This is a genomic window from Teretinema zuelzerae, from assembly GCF_021021555.1.
GTDB classification, from domain to species: domain Bacteria; phylum Spirochaetota; class Spirochaetia; order Treponematales; family Treponemataceae; genus Teretinema; species Teretinema zuelzerae.
The window spans coordinates 1,286,110-1,309,053 of the sequence record NZ_JAINWA010000003.1; the positions used below are offsets into that span (position 1 = coordinate 1,286,110).

A 22,944-nucleotide genomic window follows, 5' to 3' on the forward strand; every position below is an offset into this window, starting at 1 on the left:
TCCTCCTTACCAGACCGAACAGATCAGTTCGCCGCCGACCTGCTTCTCCTGGGCTTTTTTACCGGTGGTAACGCCCAAAGATGTTGAAACGATCAAGGTTCCGTACCCGTTATATACACGGGGAAGTTCCTTGTAGCTTGAGTACACGCGTCTTCCGGGCGTAGAAAGTTTTTCAATGCCGTGGATGACGGATGAATTGGATTCATCGTATTTAAGGAAAACCCGGATGCAATTCGCTCCGTCCTGGCTAACCTTCTTGAAATTCTTTATGTAACCTTCGGTCTTCAGAATCTTGACGATCTCAAGCTTGAGTTTGGAGGCGGGAATGTCCACTTTTTCATGGCGGGCCATAGCCGCATTCCGGACCTTGGTTAGCATATCTGCTACGGGATCTGAAACGCTCATATTCTCTGTCCTCCCCTACTACCAGCTCGACTTAGTGACGCCTGGAATAAGGCCTTCACTAGCTAATTTCCGAAAACAGATACGACACATCTGATATTTCCGGAGATATCCGCGCGGCCTTCCGCACACCTTGCACCGGTTATACTTCCGGGTTGAATACTTCGGGGTGGCGTTAGCCTTATTTATCCACGCAATTGTTGCCATGAATTCCTCACTTCCTGAAGGGCATACCGAACTTGAGGAGGAGAGCTTTCGCCTCCGCATCAGTTCTGGCAGTGGTTACCACGTTGATATTCAAACCGGCAATTCTTTCGATTTTATCGAAGTCGATTTCCGGGAAGATAATCTGTTCAGTGATACCCAGCGAATAATTTCCGTTACCGTCGAATCCATTCGGATTGATTCCGCGGAAATCCTTGACGCGCGGAAGAGCTACGTTCACAAAGCGGTCGAGAAACTCGTACATCTTTGCGCCGCGCAGCGTCACCATAACGCCAATCTCGTTACCCTGACGAAGCTTGAAGTTCGCGATACTCTTTTTTGCCTTAGTTTTGACAGCCTTCTGGCCTGTGATAAGTCCCAGGTCGGTGGCCGCGGCGTCAAGGAGTTTCTTGTTAGCAAGCGCTTCGCCAATACCCATGCTCAAAACGATTTTAACGAGCCGGGGCGTCTGCATTACAGACTTGTATCCGAGTTCCTTAAAGAGCTCGGGGGCGATTTTCTCCACATAGACTTTCTTAAGCCGAGGTACGTAATTACTCATCACAGTGCTTCTCCACACTTGCGGCAGACGCGTGTTTTCTTGTCGCCGTCAATTTTGTAACCAATCCTGGTCGGTCCGCATTTCTTGCATACGATCATGACGTTGGACACATGGAGCGGAGCCTCGATTTCGACGATTCCGCCGCGATCCTGCTGACTGCGTTTTTTCATTGCCTTTTTTACAATGTTTACGCCGGAAACAAGAACACGATCCTTGTCCCGAAGCACGCGCACGATTGTACCGCGTTTTCCCTTGTCTTTTCCGGCAATGACTTCAACCGTATCGTCCTTCCGGATCTTGAATTTCTTTTCCATTTTCAATCTCCTTACAGGACTTCCGGAGCGAGCGATACGATCTTCATATAATCCATATCACGAAGTTCGCGGGCAACCGGTCCGAAAATGCGCTTTCCCTTGGGGTTCTTGTTTGCGTCGATGATAACGCAGGCGTTGTCGTCGAAGCGGATATAAGTTCCGTCAGGGCGGCGATATTCCTTGGAAATGCGCACGATCACGGCCTTTTCCACGGAACCCTTTTTTATTGTAGATGTCGGGAGAGCATCCTTGACAGCCACAACGATAATATCACCGATACTGGCATACCGGCGGTGCGAACCGCCGATTACCTTGATACACTCAACGAGCTTTGCGCCCGAGTTGTCGGCAACATTCAATCTTGATTGCATCTGAATCATTTGCTGCTCCTCGTTTACTTAGCCCGGGCTACAATTTCGATGAGCCGCCAGCACTTGTCTTTGCTGACGGGACGGCATTCCTGGATTCGAACGGTGTCGCCGATATGGGCGTCGTTCTTCTCGTCGTGTGCCTTGTACTTCTTACTGCGAGCCACGTACTTCTTGTACAGTGGATGAAGTTTTTTGGTGCTTACCTGGACAACGATGGTTTTGCTCATCTTGTCGCTGGTTACTACACCAACAAACTCGCGGTTCCCGGTTGTCTTAACTTGTTCTTCCACGGGCCTGCTCCTACTTATTTCCCTGTCCGGCGAGCTCATGCTGCCGGATAAGTGTATTCACACGCGCGATTTCTCGGCGAAGGATACGCTTCTGGAGGGGGTTGTCAACATGTCCAAGAACGAACTGAAAGCGCAAATCCATGAACTTCTTGTCGAGTTCGTTCTTTTTGGAAACCAGTTCGGCATAAGAGAGAGCTTTTACTTCATTCTTCTTCATCTTAAGCCTCCTTAGTTCTCGTTAGGTCGTTCGGCGAATTTCGTCTTGAATGGCAGTTTGCTGCCGGCAAGATGCATCGCTTCGGACGCCAATGTTTTATCGATACCGGCGAGTTCGAACAAAATCGTTCCCGGCTTAACAACGGCGACCCAATATTCAGGGGCGCCTTTTCCCTTACCCATTCGGGTTTCAGCGGGCTTCTTGCTGAAGGGCTTATCCGGGAATACCCGAACCCACAGCTTTCCACCGCGCTTAACCTTACGATTAAGGGCGACGCGCGCAGCTTCAAGCTGGCGGTTGGTGAGCCAGAACGGCTCAAGAGAAACGAGTGCGAATTCGCCGAAATCGATATTGTTTCCGCGTGTCGCATTTCCGTTAACTCTACCGCGCTGGACCTTTCTATGTTTTACTCGTTTTGGGCTGAGTGCCATAGCTTAACTCCTTCCGGCAGATGCACGGTCTCCGCGGTCCGAACGCTCTCCGCGCTCAGGCCTGTCACGGCGCTGCTTTTTCAGAAGCGCTCCGGCATCTTCTTTCTGTTCGTGACCATACATCATCCCGTTGTAAATCCATACCTTGACGCCGATGGCGCCGTAGGTGGTATGGGCTTCCGAGAAGCCATAATCGATATCCGCGCGAAGGGTATGCAGTGGAACACGTCCTTCTTTGTGCTCTTCGGTGCGGGACATTTCCGCTCCTCCGAGACGACCGGACACGCGAATCTTTACGCCCTGTGCGCCGGCTTTCATCGCGGCGGAAGACGCCATTTTAAGGGCTCTTCGGAAGGATCCGCGATTCATAAGCTGGCGTGCGACATTCTGAGAGACCAAAGCGGCGTTCGTCTCAGAGCGTTTGATTTCCTTAATCTTGATCTGAACCTTTTTTGTCAGGCTCTTCTGGATCTGGACACCGATCTGCTCGATATTCGCGCCCTTCACTCCGATGATGACACCGGGGCGTGCGGTATGAATAACGATAGTAACGCGCTGAGGATGGCGCACGATTTCAATCTGCGCGATATCGGCGTTTTTGCATTCCGGAAGATCCATTACCATTTTGCGAATCTTCAGGTCTTCGTGAAGAAGATCTGCATATTCGCGGGGATCCGCGTACCAACGAGAAGCCCAGGTCTTATTAATCCCGAGGCGTAGTCCAATAGGATTTACTTTCTGTCCCACGTTATTCCCCCGCCTTTTCGTCAACGATTACGGTAATATGACACATCCTTTTCAGGAGCATATCCGCCCTTCCGCGACCGCGAGTCCAGAGCCTTTTAAGGCGAGGACCTTCGTCAATGCGAATTTCTTTAACGAAAAGCATATCTTCATCAAGTTTCTTGTTCAAATCCAAAGCGTTAGCCGCTGCCGATTTCATGGTTTTCGTCAGAAGACGCGCACCCTTCTGGGGCATGTTTTCCAAAATCGCCATCGCTTCGGTGTAGGACTTCAGCTTCACCACATTCGCCACGGGGCGAACCTTGGTGGGAGATGCAATAAGGAACTTGGAAGTGGCTATATATCCGTTTTTGTCAGCCATCATATTCACCTATCTCACTTACCTGTTTTCTTGTCTGAACCGGCATGACCGCGGAAAACGCGGGTAGGCGCAAATTCACCAAGCTTATGACCGACGAGGTTTTCGGTGATGTACACCGGAATCCAGGACTTGCCATTATAAACAGAGATGGTATTACCTACCATTTCAGGGATAATAGTCGAACAACGGGAATAGGATTTAATCATCTTCCGATCGCTCGCCTTATTCATCTCGATTACTTTCTTGTAAAGGCTCTTCTCGATAAAAGGCCCTTTTTTAACAGATCTTGACACGGTCAGTCCCCCTACTTCTTCCGTCTCGAGACAATAAACTTGTCCGAAACTTTCCGCTTGTTACGGGTCTTGTATCCGCGACAAGGCTGTCCCCAAGGAGTAACAGGGTTACGACCTTTACCGCGGCCTTCACCACCACCAAGAGGATGGTCGACAGGGTTCATGTTCATACCCTTTACAGCCGGACGGATACCTCTCCAGCGTGAACGGCCTGCCTTACCCAGGCTGGTGTTCATGTGATCTTCGTTACCGACTTCTCCGATTGTCGCGAAACAGCGCTTGTGAACCAAGCGCATTTCGCCTGAAGGGAGCTTAATCGTTACATATTCGCCTTCTTTAGCGGCCACAAGAGCGCTGGCTCCCGCGGAGCGAGCCATCTGGCCGCCTTTACCGATAGTAAGCTCAATGTTGTGAACGGTAAAACCGACAGGAATAATTTCCAGCGGAAGAGCGTTTGCAACTTCGAGAGCGGCGTTTTCTCCGCTCAGGATTTTCTGGCCTACAACAAGGCCTTTGGGTGCAAGGATGTAACGTTTTTCACCGTCTGCATAAAAAACCAGAGCAATGTTCGCACTGCGGTTCGGATCGTACTCGATAGTCTTCACTGTACCCGGAATGCCGAACTTATCGCGCTTGAAATCGATATCGCGATATTTCTGCTTATGGCCTCCACCCTGGTGACGAACTGAAATCCGTCCGCCAGCACCGCGACCGCCGTTCGATTTCTTACCGCTGGTCAGGCTCTTCTCGGGCCGATCGGCAGTAATAACATCGCGCTGAAGGTCGATGCGAGTTCTGGTTCCGGGTGTATAAGGCTTGTATACTTTAAGAGCCATTTAGAATCCCCTTATTAACGCCAGGCCGAAGGCTTAAACGCCCTCGAACACCTTGATTGTCTCGCCGGGCGCAAGCCGTACAATGGCTTTCTTCCAGCTGGAAGTCTTTCCGGGTCGACCACGGACCCTTTTGAACTTTCCATCCACATTCATGACAGTGCAATCGACAACCTTGACGTTGAACAACTTGCGAACTGCTTCCTTAATCTCGATCTTGCTGGCTGCGGTATCGACTTTGAAAACGTACTTGCCCTGCTCGCGCAGCGCGTTCGTTTTTTCAGACAATACAGGAGCGATAAGAATCTGCTCAAAAGTCATTACTCGGCCCCCTCTTCTGTTCCATAGAAGCCGGCGAGATTCTTGGCAGCAGTTTCAAGCATGATGACCTTGCGTCCGTAGAAGAGGTCGTGTGCCCGAAGCCTGTTGTAAGAAAGGAAAGACAGGGTCGGAATATTCCTTCCGGCCTGCTTGATCCTGGCATCATCATCTTTGAGGACGATGACAGTTCGCTCGCCCTTGGAGAAATTCTCAAGGATCTTCGCGAGATCTTTTGTCTTGCCGCTTTCAACGGTAAAATCTTCGATCACAGTGAGCCGATCGTCCTGGGCCTTGAGGCTGAGGATCGACTTCATTGCGAGGCGCTTCACTTTCTTGGGAAGCGTATAACTATAATCACGCGGGCGAGGACCGAATACAATACCGCCGCCAACCATAATCGGGGATTTTTTATCACCGCGGCGTGCGTTACCGGTTCCTTTCTGCTTGTACGGTTTCTTGTTTGAACCGTGAACTTCGGCTCTTGTCTTAGTGCAAGCAGTCCCGACGCGCAGATTCGCTAATTCATTGTTGATGGCGTAGTAGATCACGTCTTCGTTGACCGGAAGGCCAAATACGTTATCATCGAGATTTATTGTCCTCAGTTCTTTGCCATCGACCGAATAGACTTTCTTTTCCATCGTCTTCTCCTGTCGTTAGAATTCTTTCTTGACTGCGGACTTGATGATCAGCGTACAGTCCTTGTTACCAGGCACAGATCCGCGAACCATAACAACCTTCAACTCGGGATCAATTTTCTGAATCTTCAGATTCTGCACGGTGACGCGTTCGCGACCCATCCGTCCAGGCATCTTGATATTCTTGAAAGTATGTCCGGGAGTAGTGCTGTTACCGGTACCACCGGGCTCGCGATGAAACTTGGAACCATGCGAAGCGCGTCCGCCATGGAAGCCCCAGCGCTTCATAACGCCCTGGAATCCCTTACCCTTAGAAGTGGCGGTAACGTCGAGAAACCTAATGGACTCGAACAATTCAACGCCAATCTGATCACCCACGGCTACTTCGCTGTCAAAATCGCGAAATTCCTTAAGATGCCGCTTGGGGGCAATCCCCTCAGGAAACTGGCCGGCATAAGGCTTGGAGGTGCGGGAAGCCTTGAGATCGTCAAGACCGAGCACCACGGCGTTATAGCCAAAGGTTTCCTCTTTTTTTACGGATACGACTGTATTGGGTTCAACGCGGATCACGGTCACTGGAATCAGATTTCCGTTTTCGTCGAAGACCTGGGTCATACCCACTTTTGTTGCCATCAGACCTATCATTCTGAATACTCTCCTTGGTACGTTATCCCCTGATCCGGGGGACCGTCTACCATAAATTGGTTACTGCTTGATCTCTACGTCAACGCCGGCAGGAAGTTCAAGCTTCATTAATGAATCCATCACTTCTGCAGAAGGCTCGATAATATCGATAAGGCGCTTATGGGTACGCATTTCGAACTGCTCACGAGACTTTTTGTTAACGTGGGGAGAACGAAGCACAGTAACCTTATTAATACGGGTCGGAAGGGGGATGGGGCCGGATACTTTGGCGCCAGCCTTCTGAACCGTCTGCACAATTGCCTTAGAGCTCTGATCAATCAACTCAACATCAAATCCGCGGAGTCGTACGCGAATCCTTTCCTTAGCCATTTTTCCTCCAGACAGATGAAATGCGGGACGAGATATCCCGTCCCGCATGATGGACGATCAACGTCCATACAGCACCTGTTCAATAATTACTCAACGATGTCGGTTACCTGACCGGAAGCAACAGTGCGTCCACCTTCGCGGATAGCGAACTTGAGCCCCTTCTGCATAGCGATCGGGTGAATAAGTTCACCGATGATCTTGGTGTTGTCGCCCGGCTTAACCATGTCGACTCCGGCAGGGAGCGTAATGGTTCCGGTGATATCGGTAGTTCTGAAATAGAACTGGGGGCGATATCCGGAGAAGAACGGACTGTGGCGTCCACCCTCGTCCTTTGAAAGAACATAAACCTGTCCTTCAAATTTCTTGTGAGGGGTGATTGAACCGGTCTTGGCAAGAACCTGACCGCGTTCTACAGCCTTCTTGTCGATACCGCGGAGAAGAAGACCAACGTTGTCTCCAGCCATACCGTTATCAAGAAGCTTGTTAAACATTTCGATACCGGTGATAACAGTCTTGACTGTCGGGCGGATACCTACGATTTCAACTTCTTCGTTGAGATTGATGACACCGCTTTCGATACGGCCGGTAACAACAGTACCGCGTCCGGAAATCGTAAAGATGTCTTCGATCGGCATAAGGAAGGGCTTATCTGCTGCGCGTTCGGGATCTTTGAAGTAGGAGTCCATGGTATCAAGGAGTTCCTGGATGCAAGCGGTGTCTTCAGCGGATGCGCCGTCGGCCATGGCCTTGAAAGCAGATCCCTTGATGATCGGAGTTTCGCGGGGGAAGCCGTAGTAGGCGACGACATCGCGAATTTCTTCCTCGACAAGCTCCATGAGGTCAGGATCGTCCAAGAGGTCGACCTTGTTCATGAACACGACGATCGCAGGAACGCCTACCTGACGGGCAAGCAGAATGTGCTCGCGGGTCTGGGGCATAACCGAATCGGGCGCGGAAACAACGAGAATCGAACCGTCCATCTGGGCAGCGCCGGTAATCATGTTTTTGATATAGTCGGCGTGTCCAGGGCAGTCGATGTGCGCGTAGTGGCGCTTCTCGGACTGATACTCCATGTGACGGGTATTAATGGTAATACCGCGAGCCTTCTCTTCCGGAGCATTGTCGATTTCATCGTACTTGAGCACCTTATCACCATACTTTTTGGCGCAATAAGCAGTGATAGCTGCGGAAAGAGTGGTCTTACCATGGTCAACGTGACCAATGGTACCAACATTCATGTGAGGTTTCGTTCTTTCGAACTTTTCCTTTGCCATTTGATCCTCCTGAAAGATAATAGGCAAGTTAATAATATTTGCCGCATTATATGTAATAGAAGACACTTGCACAAGCATCCCTATTACCCAATGCGTTCATACCCGGATAACCAGCTTCTTACAATAGAGGAATAATAGACAATTTCACAGGAAGGAGCTTTAACGGAGAGAACCGAAAAGCAAACAGACTAAACCGTTCATAGGATTTCGAACGGATTCGGCCGGTACCACCTGATCATCGTCAACCTCTACAGATTGATGACTGGTTTGGTATCCAAAAGAACCTGAAAGACAGACACTGTCTTTCATTACGGGAATTACCCGTAGGCTCGGACCACCCGGATTAAGGAAAAACCTCACCGGACTACCGATCCAGCACCCTTGATACCATCATATATATTCAAACGCCAACGGCGGGTGAAACAGGAACCAAGGGCTGCGCAATCCTTCCATGCGATAGCATCGCAGGTTTTACGGTCGCGCCCTGGACTCTCAAAGACCACCGGGATTTCCATCTTTTTGAAGATAGACGTCCCAATACAGAATATCTTTATACACAAAAGAATAAAACAAGTCAATACAGCGACGGAACGACACATGCATTCAAGAAAAAAAAAGATCCCCGAAGGGATCTTTTATAAAATTATCATTATTAAAAGAGATATTCCTACCAGCGATAGTGGGCGAAAGCCTTGTTCGCTTCTGCCATCTTGTGGGTATCTTCTTTCTTCTTGTAAGCCGAACCGGTGTTATTAAACGCATCCACCAATTCCGCCGCAAGACGCTCGGACATTTCGTGACCGCTGCGGGAGCGGGCTGCGTTGATCACCCAGCGCATTCCCAAAGCCTCGCGGCGGGCATCGCGGATTTCAACGGGAACCTGATAGGTAGCACCGCCGACGCGGCGGCTCTTTACTTCCACCATCGGCTTTACATTATCAAGAGCCTTAAGGAAAACCTCGAGAGGATCCTTATCGGTTTTTTCCTTCATTTTATCCATGGCATCGTATACGACGCGAACGCTTGTGGCCTTCTGGCCGCGAAGCATCATGCGGTTAACGAACTTGGATACGACAACACTGTGATACTTAGCGTCGGGAGCGACGGGCCTGTCGATTGTCTTATTCTTTCTTCCCATTTTTCTCTCTCCTTATGCTTTCGGACGCTTGGCGCCGTACTTGGAGCGACTGCGCTTACGATCGGCAACGCCAAGGGTATCCTTGGTTCCTCGAACGATGTGATAACGCACACCAGGGAGATCCTTAACACGACCGCCGCGGATTAATACTACGGAGTGTTCCTGAAGGTTATGTCCGATACCGGGAATATAGGCGGTTACCTCGATTCCATTGCTCAAGCGAACACGAGCGACCTTTCGGAGAGCTGAGTTCGGCTTTTTCGGGGTTACGGTCATAACGCGGGTGCAAACACCACGACGCTGGGGACAAGACTGAAGAGCCGGGCTTTTGGTCCGGTATTCAACAGATTTTCGTCCCTGTTTGATCAACTGATTTATTGTAGGCATCTGCCTTTTCTCCTATATGATCCGGCCAGCACTCCGGATAAAATCTGAATAATGCGGTGCTTATCTTACAAGCACGCGCATAAACTGTCAATCGTTCTCGTCAGAATCGAAATCCGAATCATCTTCGATGGCTTCGGTTTCCTTCTCAAGTTTCCTGCGTTCCAGAATCTCGTTCATCTGAAGATCGAGGTCGGCATTGTTCTTATCGAAAAGCTTGACGTTTCGATAAGTCTTGATGCCGGTACCCGCGGGAATCAGGTGACCGATAATGACGTTTTCCTTCAAGCCGCGAAGATTATCGCTGGCTCCGGAAATCGCCGCGTTAGTAAGAACACGAGTCGTCTCCTGGAAGGACGATGCGGAAATGAAGGAATCGACATTAAGAGACGCCTTCGTGATTCCCTGGAACATCGGACGGGCGATAGCCGGCTGTCCGCCTTCCTGCATAACCCGGGAGTTTTCCTCATGGAACTTGTACTTGTCGGCCTGTTGCCCGAAAATAAAGCGGGTGTCTCCTACGGATATGATTTCGACCTTTCGAAGCATCTGGCGGACAATAACGCCGATATGCTTGTCGTTGATCGAAACGCCCTGAAGCCGATACACCTGCTGGATTTCGTCCATAAGGTAGTTCTGAAGAGCGTTTTCTCCCGAAACCATAAGGATTTCGTGAGGATTGTAGGCTCCGTCGCACAATTGTTCGCCGGATTCCACGGTATCTCCGTCGCGCACAAGCAAACGCTTGGTCATCGGCACGAGATGCTTGAATTCCTTTCCGAACTGATCGCGGACGATCAACACGCGCTTGCCTTTCAGGATGCCTTTAAAGGAAACGGTTCCGGAAATTTGGGCGAGAACAGCGGGCGACTTCGGTTTTCGTGCTTCGAAAAGCTCGGAAACGCGGGGAAGACCTCCGGTGATGTCCCTCGTCTTGGCGGATTCCTTAAGCATCTTCGCGATGGTCGTTCCAGCCTTGATGACAGCCTTTTCTTCGACCAGAAGATACGCGCCTCCGGGAAGGTAGTAGGAACCGATGGTATTACCGGATTCATCGGTAATGTGCACGCGAGGCTGCTTCGTATCAAGCTGGAATTCGGCGATGCGTTTTTCGATTTTACCGGTTTCTTCGTCCAATTCTTCGTTAAGAGTCGATCCGGGGATAATGTCTTCAAAGTGGACGTATCCGTCGTATTCGGCGATTATCGGCTCGGAGAAGGGGTCGAAGGTTGCAATGGTCTGAGTTGCGGGAACAAAGTCTCCGGCCTTTATCACAAGTTCGGAACCGTTTCTGATTTCGATCTTCTGATCCTGGCTAACGAGACGGATAATATTGCCCATCACGGAAACATACGCAATGTCTTCCGCGAGAACTTCCTTTCCGCCGTGCGAGTAAAGGGCTTCTCCCTTCAATATGCGGTGTCCGTCCTCGACGAGAATCTTGTCGGCCTTGGCGAGTTCGTATTCGCGGATGACTTTATTTACGGTGAGCCAGCCCTTACGGGTAAAGAGCCAGTTTCCGTTTTTCAGCGTAACGTGAGTTCCTGCGACGTCTTTTACGACGACAGGATACTTCAACAGAATTCTGTTTTCTTCGCTTATCTTGGTAGCCGTACCACCGACGTGGAAGGTACGCATGGTAAGCTGGGTTCCCGGCTGTCCGATCGACTGTGCAGCTATGATTCCGACCGCTTCGCCGATTTCGACGATCTTGTTATGGGCAAGGTTTCGTCCGTAGCACTTCACGCACACGCCGTGCTTGGATTCGCAGGTGAGAACAGTGCGGAGCTTAACGGATTCAACGCCGGCTTCTTCGATCTCGAGAGCAAGCTCGTCGGTGATGTATTCGTTGACGTCGACGATGACGTCGCGGGTGATCGGATGCAGAACGCGTTCCAGCGTATAACGGCCGGTAATGCGGTCGTGAAGCGCTTCGATCACTTCGTCGCCGTCTTTCACTGCGGAATACTCGATTCCGTTGATGGTTCCGCAATCTTCTTCGTTCACCACGACGTCCTGCGCGATATCGACGAGACGGCGGGTCAGATATCCGGCGTCGGCTGTTTTAAGAGCCGTATCCGCGAGACCCTTACGGGCGCCGTTCGTGGAGATGAAGAATTCGATAACGGTCAAACCTTCTTTAAAGTTCGAGCGGATCGGGAGTTCGATGATGTCTCCGTTCGGCTTCGCCATAAGACCTCGCATACCCGCGAGCTGGCGGATCTGGTTGCGGCTACCGCGCGCGCCCGACGTGGCCATCATGAAGATCGTATTGAAACCGTTTTTGTCGGCTTCCATGGTCTTCATCATTATGTTCGTCAGTTCTTCGTTGGTCTTGGACCATACTTCGACTACGCGGTTATAGCGTTCATCCTGGGTAATGTGACCCTGCTGATACTGCCGCTGAATTCCGTCTACTTCCTTGTTCGCGCGGTCGATCATTTCCGCTTTTTCTGCCGGAACGATGATGTCGTCCATGGACAGGGTCGCACCGAAGAAGGTTGCGTACTTGTAACCGGTGGACTTGAGCTTGTCGAGCATCTGAACGGTAAGCCAGGGACCTGAATCCTTGTGAACCTTTTCAATGAGCTTGCGGATCTGCTTGTCGTCGAGGGTAACATTGGTAAAGGGAACGCCTTCGGGCATTTCCTCGTTGAATATCAGGCGTCCGGGAGTGGTTTCGACCATTTCTCCGCGGTAGGGAAGCTTGATCAGAGCCTGCCAGGCCAAAGCGCCGGATTCAGCGGCCATCATCACTTCGTCTACATTCGTGAAACGCCGTCCGGTACCATGGGCTTCAGGCTTGACCTTGGTCAAATAGTACAGACCGAGAACCATGTCCTGGGAGGGGAATACGATCGACTTGCCGTTCGCGGGGTCGAGGAGGTTCCGGCTTGAAAGCATGAGAGTCCAGCATTCCATCTGCGCGGCCTGGGTGAGAGGCACATGGACGGCCATCTGGTCTCCGTCGAAGTCGGCGTTGAACGCGCGGCAAACGAGGGGGTGCAGACGAATAGCCTTTCCTTCCACCAGTACGGGCTCGAAAGCCTGGATACCGAGGCGGTGCAGCGTAGGAGCGCGGTTAAGCATAACCGGATGCTCGCGGACAACCTCGTCGAGGATGGCGAACACTTCCGGAGACTCCTGCTCGACGAGCAGCTTGGCTTTTTTGATGTTGTACACAACGTCTTTGTCGACAAGCTTCTTCATGATGAAGGGCTTGAAGAGTTCCAACGCCATTTTCGTGGGGAGACCGCACTGCCAGAGCTTGAGGTCGGGACCGACGACGATAACCGAACGTCCGGAGTAGTCTACGCGCTTACCGAGAAGGTTCTGGCGGAAACGACCCTGCTTTCCCTTAAGCATGTCTGAAATGGACTTAAGGGGGCGGTTCGAGGCGCCCTTGATGACGCGCTTTCTTTTCGAGTTGTCGAAAAGGGCATCGACCGCTTCCTGCAGCATTCGCTTTTCGTTGCGGATGATGATGTCGGGAGCGTTCAGAGTCATCAACCTCTTGAGGCGGTTGTTTCTATTAATGACGCGGCGGTACAGGTCGTTCAAGTCGCTGGTCGCGAAGCGCCCGCCGTCGAGCTGGACCATCGGGCGAAGCTCGGGAGGAATGACCGGAATAACGTCGAGAATCATCCACGACGCTTTATTGGTCGAAGCGCGGAAATTTTCGACGATTTCGATGCGTTTCAGGAGGCGCTTGTCCGATTTCGGGCCTTTCTCGATCATCTTGGCGCGGAGCTCCGCGGCGAGTTCGTCGAGGTTAAGGTTTTCAAGAAGGGTTTTAACCGCTTCAGCGCCCATGCCTGCGGTGAACGAGCCGCCGTAGCGCTCGGTAGCCTCGTGGTATTCTTCCTCGGTGAGAAGCTGATTCTTTTTAAGATCGGTGTCGCCCGCGTCGATTACGATGTACTTTTCATAGTAAAGAATCGAACGGAGAGCCGCGACCTGGAGATCGAGGAGAAGGCCCATGCGGCTGGGAACCGAGCGGTAATACCAGATATGGGATACCGGAGCGGCGAGCTCGATATGACCCATGCGCTCGCGGCGAACCTTGAAGTGAGTGACTTCAACGCCGCAACGATCGCAAATAACGCCCTTATAGCGTATGGATTTAAACTTGCCGCAATAGCATTCCCACTCTTTTGTGGTTCCGAAAATTCGTTCGCAAAACAAACCGTCCTTCTCCGGGCGGAGAGTACGGTAATTGATGGTTTCAGGTTTTTTCACCTCGCCGTACGACCATGCGCGGATGGTTTCGGGCGAAGCGAGTTTTATTTGCAGACTATCAAAATCCTGTATGTCTCTCATGATCGTTCCTTATCAGAAATTCGAGCCGGCTTTTACGATCAGTTCCTCATCACGTTCGGTGAGGGGGATCTGTTTGCCTTTCGCGTCGTAAATGGTGAAATCCAAAGCCAGTCCGCGGAGTTCCTGCACAAGTACGTTGAACGACTCGGGAACGCCGGCTGCTGTCGAAGGTTCGCCCTTCACGATCGATTCATAAATCTTCGAACGACCGTTCATGTCGTCGGACTTGATCGTCAAAAGCTCCTGCAGAGTGTTCGCGGCGCCGTATGCCTCGAGCGCCCATACTTCCATTTCTCCGAGGCGCTGACCGCCGAACTGAGCCTTACCGCCCAAGGGCTGCTGGGTAACCAGCGAGTACGGACCGGTCGAACGGGCATGCATCTTGTCGTCGACAAGGTGATGGAGCTTGAGGAAGTAGATGACTCCGACGAATACGGGATTATCGAAGGGAACGCCGGTGCGGCCGTCGCGGAGCATGACCTTGGAGTTGGTCGGGAACCCGGCGGCTGCGAGCTTTCCTTCTATCTGTTCGTTCGACGGACTCTGGAAAACGGGAGATTCGTACCATTCGTCGAGGAATTTGGCCGCCAATCCCAACTCGGATTCCATAATCTGTCCGATATTCATACGGGAAGGAACGCCGAGCGGATTCAAACAGATATCCAGCGGAGTGCCGTCTTCCATGTAGGGCATGTCTTCTTCCGGAAGAATAAGGGCAACGATACCCTTGTTTCCGTGGCGTCCGGCCATCTTATCGCCGATTCTCAGCTTGCGCTTCGTAGCGATAAGAACCTTGACGACTTCGTCCACGCCGGGATTAAGATCGTCGCCTTCGGTTCTCTTCAGGCGCTGTACGTCGATTATCGTTCCTTCGACCCCGTGCGGAACACGGAGAGACGAATCACGGACTTCCTTCGCTTTTTCGCCGAAGATCGAGTTCAGAAGCTTGAATTCGGGAGTCGTTTCGGTTTCGCTCTTGGGAGTAACCTTTCCGATAAGGATGTCTCCGGACCGGACTTTCGCACCGATGCGGATGATTCCTTCCGCGTCGAGATTGTCGAGGCTCTTTTCGCTGGTATTCGGGATGTCCCGGGTCAGCTTTTCGGGTCCGAGCTTCGTCTCGCGGACTTCGGTTACGAATTCCTTGATATGTATAGAGGTGAACATGTCCTCTTTAACGACTCTCTGCGAAATAAGGATGGCGTCTTCGTAGTTGTATCCGTTCCAGGGCACGAATCCGACCAGGATGTTTCTTCCGAGCGCGAGTTCGCCGTGATACGTCGAAGGGCCGTCCGCGAGCGGAGTCCCCTTCTCCACCTTCTGTCCTGGGAGAACGACGGGACGCTGGTGATAACAGGTGTCCTGGTTGGTTCTCTGGTACTTGAGAAGGGGATATTCGTCGCGAATCGAAGCGTCCTTGAGGCCTTCGGGCTTAATCAATACCTTGTCCGCGGAGACGAACTCGACGACGCCGGGGCGTTTGGCCTTGACCAATACTCCTGAGTCGTAGGCGCACTTCGATTCCATTCCGGTGCCGACGCGAGGCGGCTCCGGGAAAACGAGGGGAACAGCCTGGCGCTGCATGTTCGAACCCATGAGCGCGCGGTTCGCGTCGTCGTGCTCAAGGAAGGGAATAAGCGACGCGGATACCGAGATAACCTGCTTCGGCGAAACGTCGATGTACTGTATCTCTTTCGGCGTACGGGTCGTGTAATCGCCCTGGCGGCGGCAGGAAATCTGATCGGCGTGGAACACGCCCTTCTCGTCCATGGCCGTTGATGCCTGCGCGATGAAGTACTTATCCTCGTCCATAGCCTGCAGATATTCGATTTCTCGGGTAGCGACGCCGTCCTTGATTTTAACGTAGGGCGCTTCGAGGAAGCCGTAATCGTTTACGCGGGTGTAGTTGGCCAATGAAACGATAAGACCGATGTTCGGACCTTCAGGCGTTTCGATAGGGCACATGCGGCCGTAGTGGGTATAGTGGACGTCGCGGACTTCGAAGCCGGCGCGGTCGCGGGAAAGACCTCCGGGACCGAGTGCGTTCAAGCGCCTTTTGTGGGTCAACTCCGCAAGCGGGTTAACCTGATCCATAAACTGGGACAATTGGCTTGAACCGAAGAATTCCTTGATCGCGGCGACTATCGGCTTGATGGAAATAAGGTCCTGAGGCTTGATCGTCTCGGTTTCCTTCAAGCTCATACGCTCTTTGGCGATGCGCTCCATCCTGGAGAACGCGGTTTTCAGGGTATTCGTCATGAGCTCGCCGACCGACCGGACGCGGCGGTTGCCGAGGTGGTCGATATCGTCGATGGTTTCGTCGCCGACATACACCTTGATGAGGAACTTCATCGTCGCGATGATATCGTCCTTTATCAGGGTATATTCGGAAACGGGCTCGGCGTAGTCGAATTTCTTGTTCAGCTTGTAGCGTCCGACGCGGCCGAGGTCGTAGCGGCGGGACGAGAAGAACATGGAAACCAGGTCCTTCTCGGCGGCTTCTACGGTTATGGGTTCGCCGGGCATCAGCACGGAGTAGACGGCGGAAAGAGCGTCGTCGCGGGTAGGCTCGTCCGATTCGGCGTCTCTGCCGGAATACCGGATCTCTTCCCGCTCGAAGCAGTTGATGACCATCGGAGAATCGAGAGAATCAGGATGATCGAAATCGATGACCTCAACTTCGGAAATCTTGTTGATGATCAATTCGTCGATGTTATGCGGATGCAGCTTTTCGCCGGCGCGGTACAGCTTTTTCTTTTCGCCGCCTTCAGTATCTATCCAAATCGCGGTTGCCAGAATTTTTCCGACCAGGCCTTCGCGCTGATTGCGGTCCTCGGACACAGCGGCGATAGCGGTTTTGTAGAAGCAGCGGATGATTTCTTCGCGGGTTTCATAGCCGAGGGCGCGGAGGAACAGAGTTCCCAGAATGCGCTTTTTTCGGTCGATCTTCGCGTAGATGAGTTCTTTCTTCTGATCGATCTCGAACTCGAGCCAGCTTCCGCGGTACGGAATGATGCGGCTCGAGTAGACGCCTTTCTCGTGAGAGAAAATAACGCCGGGAGAACGATGGATCTGGGATACGACGACGCGCTCGGCGCCGTTGATCACGAAGGTTCCGCGATCGGTCATGAGCGGAATATCGCCCATGTATATATCTTTCTGACGGATTTCGCCCGTCTGCTGGAAAATCAGATTTATGCGCGCTTTCAATGGAACAGAATAGGTTAAACCCTTCTGTTTGCATTCAAGCTCTGAAAACTTGATGTTCTCTTCATCAAGCTCGTAGAATTCGTACTCAAGAAGCATGTCGCCGTTCGGGCTTTCGATCGGGAATGTCGAGCGAAATACGTCTTCCAGGCCGATTTCCTCGGAGGAGTCCGCAACACGTGTCTTGTCCCGCTGAAGAAATTTCTCATATGACGAAAGCTGTATATCTATCAGATCGGGCAATTCCATAAAATTACGGATATTTTTACCGATATACTGACGGTTGATCGCCTGATTTCTTGCGAACATCCAACACCCCCTAAAAAAAACGATTGGACACAGGGTCCGGAGACTACAAAAAGGTCCCTGCCCATACCTCCGGCAGGAACCTTTCGAGAATAATCAAACAAAACAGTGTGTCAGGCGGCTTGCGCAGCCCGACACATATGATACATCAAGCAACCTCGACCACACCGCCGGCGGCAGTAATGGCTTCCTTGATTTTTGCGGCTTCGTCCTTGGAAACGCCCTCTTTGAGAGTCTTGGGAGCGCCTTCGACGAGATCTTTCGCTTCTTTGAGTCCGAGACCGGTGACGGTGCGGACTTCTTTGATAACGGCGATCTTCTTGTCGTCTGCGGAAAGACCCTTGAGAGTTACGGTGAACTCGGTCTGCTCTTCAGCAGGAGCGGCTGCGGCTGCACCGCCGGCCATTACGGCTACGGGAGCGGCGGCTGTTACGCCGAATTTTTCTTCCATTGCCTTCACGAGTTCGGAGACCTCGAGAACGGTCATTGAAGCGATAGCGTCCAGAATCTGATCATTTGTCAAAGCTGCCATATTAACTTCTCCTTAATACGAATCTATTTCTGCCCGAAACGGGTGTTTTGGGCATCAGCGCCGCTGCATCTTCATACGAAAACGCCGGAACTGATTTTTCGCGGGACAGGACGACAGCAACGCGCACTGTAACCAGGGCGCATGAAGCCTGAACCGCGGTTTTTCTTAGGCTTCCGCCTTCTTGTCTGCCACTGCCTGCAGGGTGCGGGCGAGCTTGGAAGTATTTCCGAGCATGGCGGACATAAGCATAGAGATAAGCTCTTTCTTTCCGGGGAGCTTGGAGAACGCGGCGATTTTCGCAGCGTCGTACAGTTCTCCGTCGATAAGTCCGCCCTTGATCACAAGAGCGGGAGTTTCTTTCGCGAAATCGAAGAGGATCTTCGCAACGGCGTTCGCTTCATCCGTGGGGAGCGCGACGGCAGTCGGTCCGGTAAGATACGCAGAAACGTCCGAAGCTTTCATTTCTTCGAAAGCGATGCGTGCAAAGTTGTTTTTCACGACTTTGTAGGTGCATCCCTTTGCGCGGAGAAGGTCGCGGAGCTGAGTAATCTGCTCCACGGTCAATCCGCGGTATTCGGTAAAGATATAGTCGGATACGGTCTCGAAACGAGCCTTGATATCCGCGATAGCCGCTGTTTTAGCAGGCTGCAGTTTCTTTGCCATTATTGCCATGATTATTCTCCTACCTTGTAAGCAACCCAAACTCCGGGTCCCATGGTGGAACAAACGGACACGGACTGAACAAAGTCCATCTTGGCGTCGCTCGGTTTTTTCCGCATCATTTCGGAAAGGAAGGCTTCGATGTTTTCAGCGATTTTCGGCGCGTCCATCGAAACTTTTCCGACCGGAAGGTGGATAACACCGGTTTTATCGGCGCGGAATTCAACGCGGCCCTTCTTGAGCTCATTGATCGCGGCGGCGATGTCGTTCGTTACGGTTCCGGTCTTCGGATTGGGCATAAGGCCCTTGCGTCCGAGAACCATACCGAGACGGCCGACGTCTTTCATCATGTCGGGGGTAGCGACTGCGATATCGAAATCCAGCCAACCGCCCTTAACCTTTTCGATATATTCGTCGGCTCCAGCGAAGGCAGCGCCGGCAGCAAGAGCTTCCTGAGCGCGGTCGTCTTTGCAGAATACGAGCACTTTCTTTTCGCCGCGGAACTGATTGGGAAGCACAACGGTATCCCGGACAGTCTGGCTCTTGGAAAGCTTGAGATTGACATGAACCTCGACGGTTTCGTCGAACTTGGTGAATTTGAGCTCTTTTACGAGTTCGCAGGCCTTAACAAGATCATACTCCTGCATGGAGTCGTATTTCTTGAGCGATTCGCGATATTTTTTTCCGTGTTTCATATTATCGCTCCACCTCTACGCCCATACTGCGAGCAGTACCGGCAATAATTTTCTTGGCCGCTTCGATATCGTTCGCGTTGATGTCGGGCATCTTGAGCTTCGCGATTTCTTCGAGCTTTTCCTTGGAAATGGTCGCAACCTTGTTCTTCGTGGCGTTATCGGAGCCCTTCTGAAGATTGCATGCCTTCTTGATAAGAACGGATGCGGGCGGAGTCTTCAGAATGAAGGTGAAGGTCTTGTCGGAATAGACAGTAATCACGCAAGGAATTACGAGTCCGGCTTCCATTGCTTTCGTACGATCGTTGAACTGTTGTACGAACTGAGGAGCGCTCACGCCGTGGGGTCCGAGAGCCGGTCCGACGGGAGGAGCAGGAGTCGCCTTACCCGCGGGGCACTGCAACTTGATCACGGCTGTGATCTTTTTCTTTGCCATAAGATTCTCCTATTGGTAGTAACGACGCTTATCCGGAGTAACACCCCGGAGCGACTCCGCCTACCGGCGGATTCCGCACGAAATCTGAATAAGAGCCGGCAAAAGCCCTCGTTCGATTCCACGTCTCCCATATCAAACAGAACAGGCCCTGCCTAGAAGACAGGGCGCGTTCATGCCTACATGCTAAATCTTTTCAACCTGTAAAATATCGACTTCGACCGGAGTGGCACGGCCGAAAATTCCGACCATAACCCGCAGCTTATTCTTTTCGGTATTCACTTCTTCGATGGTTCCGGTGAAAGAATCGAACGGACCGTCGATGATTTTGACGGTTTCCCCGATTTCGAAAGACTGCTTGATGCGGGGAGCCTTATCGCCCTTGAGCTCGCCGGCCTTCTGAAGAATAGCGCGAGCTTCGTCCTGACTGATAGGCTGAGGACGGACGCCGCTGGGAGTGCCGACGAAACCGGTTACGCCCTGAATCTTGCGGATGGCGGAACAGGTAGCCTTCCATCCAAGCTCGGGCAGATCCATCTCGATAAGAATATATCCAGGAAGAAATTTTTTGGTTACGCTTTTCTTTTTTCCGTCCTTAACCTCTATCACTTCCTCTACAGGAACCTTGATATCGGCTACGACATCAGCCGAGATGTCTCCGGACTCGATAAGAGAACGTATTGTTTTTTCGATCTTGCCTTCATACCCTGAATAGGTATGCAGGATGTACCATCCCTTAGCCATCAGCGATGCCTAAAAAACAAGATTCACACCGGCTACGAGTACAGCGTCAAGAACACCAAGAATAGCGGCGATTATAATTGTTGAGACCACCACCACTTTCACGGAAGAGATCACATCATCGCGTGTCGGCCAGACTACCTTGCGGAGCTCGGCAACACATTCCTTCAAAAACTGGACGATTTTCGACATGCCAGTCCCCATTTTAATAAGATAGCAGGTCAGGCAGGACTCGAACCCGCAACATTCGGTTTTGGAGACCGACGCTCTACCATTAGAGCTACTGACCTGAGAGAAGTAAAAAGTCTGCTACGCAAACTGTTTAGTTCTCCCGCCGCGGCCTAAAAAAGCCATGGCATCATTTTTGTACGACTAAAGCCTTTCGGCGAAACCGAAAGGCTTCCGTCAACCGGAAAGAAAGGCTTATTTAACCTTGGTTTCCTTGTGAATCGTATGCTTGCGCTCGAAAGGACAGTACTTGCTCAGCTCAAGCTTACCCTGGGTATTCTTTCGATTCTTCTTGGTAGTATAATTTTTCTGCTTGCATTCAGTGCACTGCATAGCGATTATTTCTACGGATGTTTTCTTGGCCATTTTTGTCCCCTTGTAGGAATGATACAGCTCCCAAACAGAATCGAACTGTTGACCTCAACCTTACCATGGTTGCGCTCTACCGACTGAGCTATAGGAGCATTCATGCGCGCATCGATGTGTGAAAGATGCTTGCCTAAATTATCAGAGGACCATTGTTTTGTCAATACCGAAAACAAAAACGGATCGCTTTTTTCCGGTAGCCAAAAGACGGGAGCCTCACTATATTATTCACGAGGAGCGACGCATGACCAACCTGGACGAACGGATCGAGCGCATTTTAACCAGCTACGAAGAATTCGGCGGAATCAATCTGACCGACAATCAACACTTTCCCAACCGGCAAACCGTAGTCGAGGTTATCTGCGACCTGGAAAACATCATTTTCCCCGGATTCCGGGAAAACACTTCGATTGATCGCGAATCGCTGCGCTTCGTGACAGGAGAGCGGCTCCACCGGGTAGCCCTCAAGCTCACCGGAGAGGTCCTGAAGGCCATTAAATACATCTGCGAAATATCCCAACGCGAAGGGAAAGGGTGCTATAAATACGCCGAACAGATAGTGCTCGCGCTCATCGATGAAATACCCGAATTCCGCCGATTATCCGTTACGGACGCGCAGGCGGCCCTCGACGGAGATCCGGCGGCGAGAAGCGTCGAGGAAGTAATTCTATCGTACCCGGGGCTGGAAGCCCTGTTAGTCCACCGGATAGCGCACTTCCTGCATTCCAAGGGCGTTCCCATCATCCCCCGGATGATGAGCGAATACGTGCATGGAAAAACCGGCATAGACATTCATCCGGGCGCGAAAATCGGGGAAGAGTGCTTTATCGATCACGGAACAGGCGTGGTTATCGGGGAAACCTGCGTAATCGGAAAACATGTGAAGGTGTACCAGGGAGTAACGCTGGGAGCGCTCAGCGTGAAAAAGGCGATGGCAGACAAGAAAAGACATCCTACTATAGAAGATAACGTGACCATTTACGCCGGAGCGACCATTCTCGGGGGAGAAACGGTGATCGGAGAAGGAAGCGTGATCGGCGGAAACACCTGGATTACGGAAACCGTATCGCCGAAGAGCAGGATATACAATTGCCCAAGTTAAAGAGCCTTTTATCCGGAATTCGGGCGTGGGACGCGGTCATACTGGCCGCAGTCCTTGCAGCGGCGATAGCGTCCGGGATCTACGTGTACGGAGGAGCCGCCGCGCGTCTCAGAGTCGTTATCGAATCCCCCGAGGGAAGCTGGATATACAGCCTGGATGAAACCGTGGAAGTCGATATACCCGGAACGCTCGGAAACACGCGGATTCACATTGAAAACGGGGAGGTTCATTTTGAGGACTCCCCCTGCCCCAACAAAACCTGCATCGCGGCCCCCGCCTTAAAACGAAAAGGCGACTGGAACGCCTGCCTCCCCAACGAAGTCATCGTCCGAATCGAAGGAACCGAAAAAAACAGCGGAGTCGACATCATTTCCCGTTGAAAGCGGAGAATAAAGGGCTTATTCTCCGCATAAAGTGCGGAGAATAACTGGAATAATCTCCGCAAAACACAGGGGTCTCAACCTCGAGCCCCTTTCTGCCGAAAATCGTAGAGATTATGTGTCCCTTTTTACCCGAACGAATTTGGTTTTGGGTATATAGGGGCTTACAATTGAAGGCAGGAGTTCCGG

General features: G+C 51.7%; 30 protein-coding genes and 2 tRNA genes. 2 read left to right on the forward strand and 30 right to left on the reverse strand.

Translation table 11 applies throughout. The features are described from left to right. Positions 1 to 6: 6 nt before the first annotated feature. From rpsH to K7J14_RS13030, 30 genes are all read right to left on the reverse strand, one after another. Complete coding sequence (gene rpsH, locus K7J14_RS12885) at positions 7 to 405, reverse strand: 30S ribosomal protein S8 (protein WP_230757071.1); 399 nt, start codon at positions 403 to 405, stop codon at positions 7 to 9. Positions 406 to 423: 18 nt separating this feature from the next. Beyond that, positions 424 to 609 (reverse strand): type Z 30S ribosomal protein S14, encoded by a 186-nt coding sequence (locus K7J14_RS12890; RefSeq protein ID WP_230757074.1) that lies wholly within the window; start codon positions 607 to 609, stop codon positions 424 to 426. Positions 610 to 616: 7 nt separating this feature from the next. Continuing rightward, entirely contained in the window at positions 617 to 1,168 is a 552-nt protein-coding gene (rplE, locus tag K7J14_RS12895; RefSeq protein WP_230757077.1) for a 50S ribosomal protein L5, read from the reverse strand. Then, the gene (rplX, locus tag K7J14_RS12900; protein ID WP_230757080.1) at positions 1,168 to 1,482 is read right to left on the reverse strand and encodes a 50S ribosomal protein L24; all 315 of its coding nucleotides are present in this window, start codon (positions 1,480 to 1,482) and stop codon (positions 1,168 to 1,170) included. Before rplX ends, rplE begins: the two co-directional genes overlap by 1 nt. 11 nt (positions 1,483 to 1,493) lie before the next feature. Then, a complete protein-coding gene (gene rplN, locus K7J14_RS12905) occupies positions 1,494 to 1,862 on the reverse strand; it encodes a 50S ribosomal protein L14 (protein ID WP_230757082.1) in 369 nt (122 codons plus the stop codon). A 14-nt stretch (positions 1,863 to 1,876) separates the two neighbouring features. After that, on the reverse strand, positions 1,877 to 2,182 hold the full coding sequence (rpsQ, locus tag K7J14_RS12910; RefSeq protein WP_269062464.1) for a 30S ribosomal protein S17: 306 nt from the start codon (positions 2,180 to 2,182) through the stop codon (positions 1,877 to 1,879). Next, positions 2,154 to 2,360: a 50S ribosomal protein L29 gene (rpmC, locus tag K7J14_RS12915; protein ID WP_230757083.1), complete on the reverse strand. Its 207-nt coding sequence runs from the start codon at positions 2,358 to 2,360 to the stop codon at positions 2,154 to 2,156. The genes rpsQ and rpmC overlap by 29 nt, the downstream gene beginning before the upstream one ends. Before the next feature lie 11 nt (positions 2,361 to 2,371). Then, positions 2,372 to 2,791, reverse strand: a complete 420-nt coding sequence (rplP, locus tag K7J14_RS12920; RefSeq protein WP_230757085.1) for a 50S ribosomal protein L16 — start codon at positions 2,789 to 2,791, stop codon at positions 2,372 to 2,374. A 3-nt stretch (positions 2,792 to 2,794) separates the two neighbouring features. Next, complete coding sequence (rpsC, locus tag K7J14_RS12925; protein ID WP_230757087.1) at positions 2,795 to 3,538, reverse strand: 30S ribosomal protein S3; 744 nt, start codon at positions 3,536 to 3,538, stop codon at positions 2,795 to 2,797. 1 nt (position 3,539) lies between these two features. Further along, positions 3,540 to 3,896: a 50S ribosomal protein L22 gene (gene rplV, locus K7J14_RS12930; protein WP_230757098.1), complete on the reverse strand. Its 357-nt coding sequence runs from the start codon at positions 3,894 to 3,896 to the stop codon at positions 3,540 to 3,542. Positions 3,897 to 3,910: 14 nt separating this feature from the next. Further along, positions 3,911 to 4,189 (reverse strand): 30S ribosomal protein S19, encoded by a 279-nt coding sequence (rpsS, locus tag K7J14_RS12935; protein ID WP_230757100.1) that lies wholly within the window; start codon positions 4,187 to 4,189, stop codon positions 3,911 to 3,913. A gap of 11 nt (positions 4,190 to 4,200) precedes the next feature. Further along, on the reverse strand, positions 4,201 to 5,025 hold the full coding sequence (rplB, locus tag K7J14_RS12940) for a 50S ribosomal protein L2 (protein ID WP_230757101.1): 825 nt from the start codon (positions 5,023 to 5,025) through the stop codon (positions 4,201 to 4,203). A 33-nt stretch (positions 5,026 to 5,058) separates the two neighbouring features. After that, positions 5,059 to 5,343 carry a 50S ribosomal protein L23 gene (locus K7J14_RS12945; RefSeq protein ID WP_230757102.1) on the reverse strand — a complete coding sequence of 95 codons (285 nt, stop codon included), beginning with the start codon at positions 5,341 to 5,343 and terminating at the stop codon, positions 5,059 to 5,061. Further along, positions 5,343 to 5,981, reverse strand: coding sequence for a 50S ribosomal protein L4 (gene rplD / locus K7J14_RS12950; RefSeq protein ID WP_230757104.1), 639 nt, complete (start codon positions 5,979 to 5,981; stop codon positions 5,343 to 5,345). The genes K7J14_RS12945 and rplD overlap by 1 nt, the downstream gene beginning before the upstream one ends. Before the next feature lie 15 nt (positions 5,982 to 5,996). Next, positions 5,997 to 6,623: a 50S ribosomal protein L3 gene (rplC, locus tag K7J14_RS12955; RefSeq protein WP_230757107.1), complete on the reverse strand. Its 627-nt coding sequence runs from the start codon at positions 6,621 to 6,623 to the stop codon at positions 5,997 to 5,999. A 60-nt stretch (positions 6,624 to 6,683) separates the two neighbouring features. Next, a complete protein-coding gene (gene rpsJ, locus K7J14_RS12960) occupies positions 6,684 to 6,992 on the reverse strand; it encodes a 30S ribosomal protein S10 (protein ID WP_230757108.1) in 309 nt (102 codons plus the stop codon). Positions 6,993 to 7,078: 86 nt separating this feature from the next. Next, complete coding sequence (gene tuf, locus K7J14_RS12965; protein ID WP_230757110.1) at positions 7,079 to 8,266, reverse strand: elongation factor Tu; 1,188 nt, start codon at positions 8,264 to 8,266, stop codon at positions 7,079 to 7,081. A gap of 667 nt (positions 8,267 to 8,933) precedes the next feature. Continuing rightward, entirely contained in the window at positions 8,934 to 9,404 is a 471-nt protein-coding gene (gene rpsG / locus K7J14_RS12970; protein WP_230757112.1) for a 30S ribosomal protein S7, read from the reverse strand. Between the two features lie 12 nt (positions 9,405 to 9,416). Next, complete coding sequence (gene rpsL, locus K7J14_RS12975) at positions 9,417 to 9,791, reverse strand: 30S ribosomal protein S12 (protein WP_230757113.1); 375 nt, start codon at positions 9,789 to 9,791, stop codon at positions 9,417 to 9,419. Between the two features lie 87 nt (positions 9,792 to 9,878). After that, positions 9,879 to 14,108 (reverse strand): DNA-directed RNA polymerase subunit beta', encoded by a 4,230-nt coding sequence (rpoC, locus tag K7J14_RS12980; protein ID WP_230757114.1) that lies wholly within the window; start codon positions 14,106 to 14,108, stop codon positions 9,879 to 9,881. A 12-nt stretch (positions 14,109 to 14,120) separates the two neighbouring features. After that, positions 14,121 to 17,624 (reverse strand): DNA-directed RNA polymerase subunit beta, encoded by a 3,504-nt coding sequence (gene rpoB / locus K7J14_RS12985; protein WP_230757117.1) that lies wholly within the window; start codon positions 17,622 to 17,624, stop codon positions 14,121 to 14,123. A gap of 145 nt (positions 17,625 to 17,769) precedes the next feature. Beyond that, positions 17,770 to 18,153 (reverse strand): 50S ribosomal protein L7/L12, encoded by a 384-nt coding sequence (gene rplL, locus K7J14_RS12990; protein WP_230757121.1) that lies wholly within the window; start codon positions 18,151 to 18,153, stop codon positions 17,770 to 17,772. A gap of 165 nt (positions 18,154 to 18,318) precedes the next feature. Next, positions 18,319 to 18,825, reverse strand: a complete 507-nt coding sequence (gene rplJ, locus K7J14_RS12995; RefSeq protein WP_230757123.1) for a 50S ribosomal protein L10 — start codon at positions 18,823 to 18,825, stop codon at positions 18,319 to 18,321. A 2-nt stretch (positions 18,826 to 18,827) separates the two neighbouring features. Continuing rightward, positions 18,828 to 19,508 (reverse strand): 50S ribosomal protein L1, encoded by a 681-nt coding sequence (rplA, locus tag K7J14_RS13000; protein ID WP_230757126.1) that lies wholly within the window; start codon positions 19,506 to 19,508, stop codon positions 18,828 to 18,830. 1 nt (position 19,509) lies between these two features. Continuing rightward, entirely contained in the window at positions 19,510 to 19,941 is a 432-nt protein-coding gene (gene rplK, locus K7J14_RS13005) for a 50S ribosomal protein L11 (RefSeq protein ID WP_230757129.1), read from the reverse strand. A 183-nt stretch (positions 19,942 to 20,124) separates the two neighbouring features. Next, positions 20,125 to 20,682 carry a transcription termination/antitermination protein NusG gene (nusG, locus tag K7J14_RS13010; RefSeq protein WP_230757132.1) on the reverse strand — a complete coding sequence of 186 codons (558 nt, stop codon included), beginning with the start codon at positions 20,680 to 20,682 and terminating at the stop codon, positions 20,125 to 20,127. Positions 20,683 to 20,691: 9 nt separating this feature from the next. Next, positions 20,692 to 20,871, reverse strand: coding sequence for a preprotein translocase subunit SecE (secE, locus tag K7J14_RS13015; RefSeq protein WP_230757135.1), 180 nt, complete (start codon positions 20,869 to 20,871; stop codon positions 20,692 to 20,694). A 25-nt stretch (positions 20,872 to 20,896) separates the two neighbouring features. After that, positions 20,897 to 20,969: transfer RNA gene (locus K7J14_RS13020), tRNA-Trp, on the reverse strand. A gap of 133 nt (positions 20,970 to 21,102) precedes the next feature. Beyond that, positions 21,103 to 21,273, reverse strand: a complete 171-nt coding sequence (gene rpmG, locus K7J14_RS13025) for a 50S ribosomal protein L33 (protein WP_230757140.1) — start codon at positions 21,271 to 21,273, stop codon at positions 21,103 to 21,105. Between the two features lie 25 nt (positions 21,274 to 21,298). Continuing rightward, positions 21,299 to 21,371, reverse strand: a tRNA-Thr gene (locus K7J14_RS13030). Positions 21,372 to 21,517: 146 nt separating this feature from the next. Here K7J14_RS13030 and epsC point away from each other — a divergent pair. Together epsC and K7J14_RS13040 are read left to right on the forward strand one after the other, a co-directional pair. Then, on the forward strand, positions 21,518 to 22,375 hold the full coding sequence (epsC, locus tag K7J14_RS13035) for a serine O-acetyltransferase EpsC (RefSeq protein ID WP_230757144.1): 858 nt from the start codon (positions 21,518 to 21,520) through the stop codon (positions 22,373 to 22,375). Continuing rightward, the gene (locus K7J14_RS13040) at positions 22,363 to 22,755 is read left to right on the forward strand and encodes a NusG domain II-containing protein (RefSeq protein WP_230757147.1); all 393 of its coding nucleotides are present in this window, start codon (positions 22,363 to 22,365) and stop codon (positions 22,753 to 22,755) included. Before epsC ends, K7J14_RS13040 begins: the two co-directional genes overlap by 13 nt. Positions 22,756 to 22,944: the final 189 nt, after the last annotated feature.